This window comes from Streptomyces sp. NPDC007205, from assembly GCF_040634095.1.
Lineage (GTDB): Bacteria > Actinomycetota > Actinomycetes > Streptomycetales > Streptomycetaceae > Streptomyces.
In genome coordinates this window covers 1-4520 of record NZ_JBEYEW010000115.1, presented here as the reverse complement: position 1 = coordinate 4520, position 4520 = coordinate 1, and the positions used below count along the sequence as shown (strand labels likewise).

The window sequence follows — 4520 nt, the reverse complement described above, 5'->3', positions numbered from 1 at the left end:
GCGGATCCTCCGCAAGGCCAGACTCAGCCCGAACGCACTCACGTCAACCACAAAGGCCATCCTCACCCTGGAGGCTCACCGTTGAAAAGGCTCCGGTTGCAAGGCATGCGGGCCTGACTGGTTACCTTCCAGGCGCCCTCTGCACGAATGGATTGGCACCGACCGGATGGGGCTTGCTGATAAAGCGGGAACGCACCCTCTGGTGAGAGAGCAGTGGTGCCTGTTTCGACTTACGCCACTTGCTGTCTATGGTCATGGCTGCGGAAGCAAGTTGTGTGTGTTGGAGGCCGGTTGCTGGCGCGCTCGGCTCGCGGAATACAGCCGCGTGGCGAGGGAACTACCCTGCGGCGGCCTTGCCGCTGCCCGCTGTTGTTTGGATCACAGCCTTCTGGCGTCGTCCAGGTCTCCCTGGATCCGGAGGCCAAGATCATGGAGTAGATCCGGGAATGTGATGTCTGGACACAGGCTTCTCGACAGTTATAGGTGATGGGCATATAGCGCAGCGCGGTCTGGACAGCAAGACTGGAGCGCAATCTGGAACCGGATTTCCTTGTGCCCATTTCCCAGTCAGGGGACCGCTTGGAGCGTTCGTCCGTCGCTGGGTGTCACTCGGTAGGAATCGAGAAGCGTGAGAATCGTACTGGCAGGTTGTCGCCTGCTGTTTGCGCATTCTGTTGCGAGCGCGGCGTCCGGGTGGCTCTGCGCCGCGTGAGCTGTCGGCCGCAGTCTCCAGCCACATATACGGTCTGCGTGAGCAATGGTTGAATTCCGTGGCGCGTGCTGTGGTGGGGCAAGGTTATGGAGCGCCGCGAGAGTGCGACGGAGCCCGTCGACCAGTGTGTTAATGGCACTCTGTGTCAATTCCCGGTCGAGGGCAGTATGGAGTGCCCTCGGACAGGTGGGATCAGAAGCTTCGCGTATCAACTGCATGACGCGAGCGCAGCAGCAGGAAGGGAAAGAAGATGACAGGCTCGGGCAAGAGACACGGCCGGCATCGCGTGGAGAAGCAGGCCAGCAAGGCAAAGACGTACAAGGGTGTTCTCTCCGCGACGACCGCCACCTTGGCCGTAACTGGAGCTTTCCAAATAGCGAACGCCACCACCAGTTCGGCGGTTGTCACCCCGTGGCTGTACCGTATGCAGCCCTCGGGAACGCGGCAGGCGCCCGTCATTTACTACACCATCGGGTGGAGCGCCGACCGCACGACAAGGAGCGCGATTGAGCGGGCCGTAGGGATCTGGAATACCAAACTCGGTGGTAATGGCTTACTCAGGCCGGCCGGGCCCAGAGACACTCCCACTTTGTTCTTCGGCCGAAGAAATCTGGGGGGGAATCATCTGGGCTTGGCTCAACTGAACGCGTGCGATGAAACCGGATGCAGGCACGGTGATATTGGGCTTACTATTCCTTATTCGACGGCAGGACGCTCGCCGGAAATTTCCCCCGGTTTTCCAAGTAAATCAGTGTAGCTGTACATGAAATTGGTCATGCTCTTGGATTGTGGCACTCAAGCGGCGGGAACATGTACAACCCGGGCGATCCCGACGAAGTTATGAGGCCCTATATCGGCGACGGTGCTCCACAGTTACCTAGCCGTGCGGAGATCGCTACAGTATGGCGGCGGTACTACCCGCGGTCTCCGCTTCCGGACAACAGGGGTAACCATCCTGTTCCGAACAGGAATCCGCAGCCTAGGCAGCCTCAACAACCGCAATACCGGCGCACACAGTTCTACGGGCAGGCCCCAGACGGGTCCTGGCACAGCTTCACGGCTGGATCCTCCACGCGGGTCTACACCCACCTCGTGGGCCACGGCTTGGACCGGAACGGAATCTGGCAAGAGATTCGAGACCCCAAGAGCTACCTGCGCAACGTCGGGCACGATCCGAAGGCCAGGGCCGAAGCGCAGAACACCGATGAGCAGGCCAAGCGTGAGGATCGGGCCTGTGAGGACCGGACCCGTGAGGATCGGTAGTCGTCCAGGGCGTCTGGGAGCGGTGACCAGCCGACGAGTCGGCTGATGTCTCTCAACCACTGACCGGGGGCCCTCTTGGCCATCTCCCGGTTGTGGGGCTCGTTGTGGGACCGTCGGTCGGCGTTTCCGCAACGAGCCCTTCCGGCGTGGGCGGCGCCTCGCCGGCCTCGGCACTGATCAGCATCCGCACCGGTGACGCTTCCGCGAGTGCAAGCGCCATGTCCGAGCCGTCTTCGCCCTGGCCCACCGGCAAGCAAGGCAGCGGCGCGGCGGCGACCATAGGCCATGCAAGTCTTCCCAGTGGAGCGCCGCGCGCTGGCGACACAATGACCAGTCAAGCGCCCGCGCAATCGGCGCTCACCGCGCTGACTTCTGGGCATGGGTACGGAAGGTTTCCGTGACGTGATCGAATCCATGGTGGTGATGCATGTCACACCGTGGCATCTCGCCAGATGGATCCAAAGGGCTTTACGGGCTTCATAGCACCGAGATGCTGCCCCGTGACCTGCGGTGATCCCCCCAATCGAAGGCTTGCAACGTGAGTGGGTGACGGCACCTCGCGTCCCACCTGCCGACCTCATTTGATGGCGATGGCAGCCAAGCGAACGTAGGTACGATGCGCGGCAGCCGGCCGTCGAACACATGGCGGTCGTTGTCTGGGAGGAACTTCATGAAACACGCGCGGAGAAAACACAGCCGGTTACGCGCCCGGGTCGCAGGTACCACAGGAGCACTGGCGGTTGTCTTGGGCGCAGGGGCCGTGCCTGCCTCGGCCGCCACGAAAACTGCCGGTACGCCTACGCCGAACGCCGCGCCGTTGGGCACGACGGGGGCCCCGGGCAAGCTGACGCTCCCCGCCCCGACCGGGCACTATCGGGTCGGGACGGTCGACCTCCACCTGCGCGATCCGAGGCGCAAGGACCCTTGGCTGCCCAGCCCCCGGCCGCGCGAACTCATGGTCACCCTGTGGTACCCGGCTACACACACGGCCCACCACCCCGTCGCTCCCTGGCTCCAGCCTGCCGCCGCCGCGCACTTCCTGGCCAGCCACCAGGTCCCGCCCAACACAGTGACCCTGCCCACCACCGCCGGGCACACCCGCGCCCCAGTTGATCACAAGGCTGGCAAGTTACCGGTGCTGCTGTACTCGACCGGGCGAGGGTCGGACCGCGCCACGGGCACCGCGCTCGCCGAAGACCTGGCCAGCCGGGGCTACTTGGTCGTCACCCTCGACGACACCCACGATGACAGCGAAGTACAGTTCTCCGGTGGCCGGTTGGAACTGAGTACTATGCCGCCGAACACGCCCGCATCCCGCGTGATCGCCGCTCGGGTGGCCGACACCCGCTTCGTCATCGACCAGCTGAACGCCATCGCCCACGGCCACAATCCGGACGTGGACCACACACATCTGCCGTACGGACTGTCCCATGCGATAGACATGAAGCGTATCGGGATGTTCGGCCCTTCCCTTGGCGGCGCAGTGGTGCCGGCGGCCATGCAAGCGGACTCCAGGATCCATGCCGGTGCGGACCTGGACGGACAATTCTTCGGCCCTGAGACCACCCGGGACCTCCGCCGTCCCTTCCTGTTGTTCAGTCGCCACAACCACGACCGCAACACCGATCCCAGCTGGGCGACCCTCTGGAAACACTTGCACGGCGACAAGTTCGATCTCAGGTTGCGCGGTGCCCAGCACCTGACGTTCCTGGACTACGAGGCTCTGTTCTCCCAGGCGCCGGGCGCCTTCAAGCAATCGCCTGCCCAACTGGTCCGATCACTCGGCACGATCGCCCCCGACCGGGCCTTCGAGATCCAACGCACCTACCTCGCGGCCTTCTTCGACAAGGAATTGCGTCACCATCACGAGCGCTTGCTCAACGGCCCCTCCCGTCACTACCCGGAAGTCTCCTTCGTACGCTGAACCAGCAGTCGTGCGTGCGCAGTTAGCTGCCGCGCACGCACGACCGACGTCCGGGTGACGGCTGGCGGCAGGGCATGTAGGGGGTAGGCCCGCGGATGGCCGCGCTGCCTCAGCGGTCCAGGCCCTGACCGTCTCTCCCCTGTTATGTTTTCTGCGGTCCTGCAAGAGGACCGCTGGCCTCCGGGCCCGGCATGACTGTTCCCCCCTGTCGAACGGATGACCTGGGGGGTGGTGTCACCGGGCCTGGGAGGCGCCGTTGGAGACGCTGATGAGAGGTCCGACTACCGCCCGGCCTGGCGCAATGCCCGGCCGCTTGCGGGCGGCAGGCCTGCATAACGTGGATGCGCGCATACGACGCCGAAGCCCTGGCCAGCACCGCACGAACCCCGTTCGGGAGGATGGGTTGGACGACATCGACGACGTGGGCGTCTTCCTCGGCCTAGGGCCTGTTGCGAAAGTTGATCTTGTTGGTTGGTGATCACGTCCTGTGGGACGTGGGGATCTGACGAACGGGCAGTGGGCCCGGCTTGAGCCGCTGCTGCCGCGGGGCATCAAGCCGGGTCGTCCGCAGGTGTGGACGCGGCGGCAGTTGATAGACGGCATACGGTGGCGGACCCGGAC

General features: G+C 64.1%; 3 protein-coding genes. 2 read left to right on the top strand and 1 reads right to left on the bottom strand.

All coding sequences use genetic code 11. From position 1 onward, the window contains the following. Window positions 1–904: 904 nt before the first annotated feature. Complete coding sequence (locus ABZ624_RS42105; protein WP_360100889.1) at window positions 905–1120, bottom strand: hypothetical protein; 216 nt, start codon at window positions 1118–1120, stop codon at window positions 905–907. A gap of 1615 nt (window positions 1121–2735) precedes the next feature. Between ABZ624_RS42105 and ABZ624_RS42100 the strand changes: the two genes are divergently transcribed. After that, a complete protein-coding gene (locus tag ABZ624_RS42100) occupies window positions 2736–3899 on the top strand; it encodes a hydrolase (protein ID WP_360100886.1) in 1164 nt (387 codons plus the stop codon). 487 nt (window positions 3900–4386) lie between these two features. Further along, on the top strand, window positions 4387–4520 hold a 134-nt coding region (locus tag ABZ624_RS42095), incomplete at its 3' end, for a transposase (RefSeq protein WP_360100892.1).